The organism is Ilyobacter sp. (assembly GCF_041583315.1).
Taxonomy (GTDB): Bacteria; Fusobacteriota; Fusobacteriia; order Fusobacteriales; family Fusobacteriaceae; genus Ilyobacter.
Genome location: NZ_JBFHGC010000516.1, coordinates 1 through 2,086 on the forward strand (window position 1 = coordinate 1; position 2,086 = coordinate 2,086).

Annotated in this window: 3 protein-coding genes and 1 pseudogene; 1 reads left to right on the forward strand and 3 read right to left on the reverse strand. The window is 29.1% G+C overall.

The features are described 5' to 3' along the window. Positions 1–414 precede the first annotated feature (414 nt). Positions 415–506, forward strand: a pseudogene (locus tag ABZA26_RS13640) (IS3 family transposase); the annotation flags it as partial. Positions 507–581: 75 nt separating this feature from the next. On the opposite strand, the gene ABZA26_RS13645 reads toward ABZA26_RS13640, so the two are convergent. The 3 genes from ABZA26_RS13645 to ABZA26_RS13655 all read right to left on the reverse strand — a co-directional run bounded on the left by ABZA26_RS13645 (position 582) and on the right by ABZA26_RS13655 (position 1,687). Further along, the gene (locus ABZA26_RS13645) at positions 582–854 is read right to left on the reverse strand and encodes a type II toxin-antitoxin system RelE/ParE family toxin (protein WP_372715045.1); all 273 of its coding nucleotides are present in this window, start codon (positions 852–854) and stop codon (positions 582–584) included. After that, on the reverse strand, positions 835–1,125 hold the full coding sequence (locus ABZA26_RS13650) for a hypothetical protein (RefSeq protein ID WP_372715046.1): 291 nt from the start codon (positions 1,123–1,125) through the stop codon (positions 835–837). Before ABZA26_RS13650 ends, ABZA26_RS13645 begins: the two co-directional genes overlap by 20 nt. Positions 1,126–1,477: 352 nt before the next feature. Next, positions 1,478–1,687, reverse strand: coding sequence for an NINE protein (locus ABZA26_RS13655; protein ID WP_372715047.1), 210 nt, complete (start codon positions 1,685–1,687; stop codon positions 1,478–1,480). Positions 1,688–2,086 lie beyond the last annotated feature (399 nt).

A 2,086-nucleotide genomic window follows, 5' to 3' on the forward strand; every position in this document is an offset into this window, starting at 1 on the left:
ATAGATTTTTAATTTTAGATGAAAAAAATATCTACCATATAGGTGCTTCATTAAAAGATTTAGGAAAAAAGTGGTTTGCATTTTCAAAATTTGAAATTGGAGCTATAGAAATTTTAGGGAAATTAAATAATTAAATAGAAACTCCTAAGATCTAGACTTAAAAATCTAGGTCTTTTTTTTCCCCACCCAGACCCACTGGATAGAATAGCACGAAGTCTAGCCTCTAAAGGAGCGATCCTTGGAGTACAGAAGGAATAATTGGTCTCTGACATCCTATTTTAGTCCAATACTATAGTACTTGACTTCTATGATCTGTTTTATTTAATTATATTTATATTAATTTTCATTACTTCCAGTAGTTTTTAAGAGTTTTTATCTATGGTGTATAATTTATATTATACTTTTCAGAAAATTTTTATGGATTATTATAATAACCACAGATACCAATGGAATCTAAAAAAGATGACTCCTGATAATACAGAAATCATCTTTTATCAGGATCTTAAGTATACCCTTTTTTAAAGTATCCTTGACAAAAGTTATAGTTTATAAGCTCATCTATTATGGTTGACCTTTTTAATTCAAAGTTTTTTGTAGACATCTCCTCTAGAACCTATAATAGCCACTATTATTAAGTTTCCTTCGTTGTCTATCTTGAAAATAGATCTATAACTACCCACCCTTAACCTTTTTAAACTATCATATCCCCTAAGGTTTTTTATATCGTACATATCAACATTTTCAATATCTTTTGATATATCATCGAAAATCTTATGGAATTTCAAACCAACTTTTTTATTCTTTAATAAAAACTTTTTAGCTTCTTTTTTGTATCTAACCTTGTAAAATGTCACTGATGCTCACCTCTTCTGCATCTGAGTAATCATCAGCATCGATGCCCTTTAGCATTAAGCTAATTTCTTCCTCCTCTTCGAGCGATACACTTTCACAATTTTCATTTATATAAGCTAAAAGATCCCCATTTTCTCTTTCTTGAATTTCTTTAGCCATAGTTTTTCTTATAAATTCGCTTACTGAAATTTTTAGTTCTTTAGCTTTATCTCCAATTATTTTCCACTCATCATCAGAAAATAAAATATTATGTCTCTTTAAAGTTTGTGACATTTTCCTCACCTCCATATATACACCATTGTACACCACTAATGTTAAAAATTCAAATTCAAAGAGGTAAAAATTAATATTTTCATTTTTTATTGTAATATCTACTTAACAAAAGTTCATTTTGTTAAGTAGAAAATACAGTATAAACAGTCGTTTAAAGTTATTTTATATATTTTTCTATGTTGCAATTAATTTGTTAATTAAAAACCATAATAAAATAGGCGGTAAAGGATGGGTTGAAAAATAAAAGTTGGATCAAGGTTTTGACTTTATAGCCGACAGAGGAGGAGAGCACACGCGTCCTTGAACCTAAAAATATGTAAAAAAACTAACGGGAGCTGGAAAGGTTATTTTTTTACCTTTCAATTTTAAAAATGCCTGTTGCAATCAATACCAGGTCAATGAGTATCAATGGTGTAGCTATCGGCAGCAAATCAGTTAGATAGAGCATCAAAAATCCTGTCTTGAATTTACCGTTCAGGAACCTATGCACGCCTGTCCTACTAGCTATAAAACATAGAGCAAAGGTTATTATGAAATAGATATCATACTGTTCTTTTTTCATTGCAATCACCATCCTCTCTTATTATTAGTCTTCCTTAGAATTCATAGGAAATCAAACCCCTACCCCCTTCAAGCTAAAAAATTCTACAGAATAGGATTGGGAGGGTTTAGAAAATTATTCATATTTTCTGAGTTTTTTTACACTTGTGGAGTACAAAAATAATTTACGTTTAGAGCTTGCTCAAAACGTAAATTTTTAAATTTGATTTTTTAAAATATTAATGGCAAACTTGAATTGGTAAAACTAAATAATAAAGGCGGTGTGAAATGATAGTTAGAAAATTAAAAGATGCAAAAGCTGAATAAGTTAAAGATTTATTTTTATATTGTATTAGAGTCCATCATATAATGATACACTAAAAATTGATGACATAAACTAAAAAAACAGGGCAATCAGCCC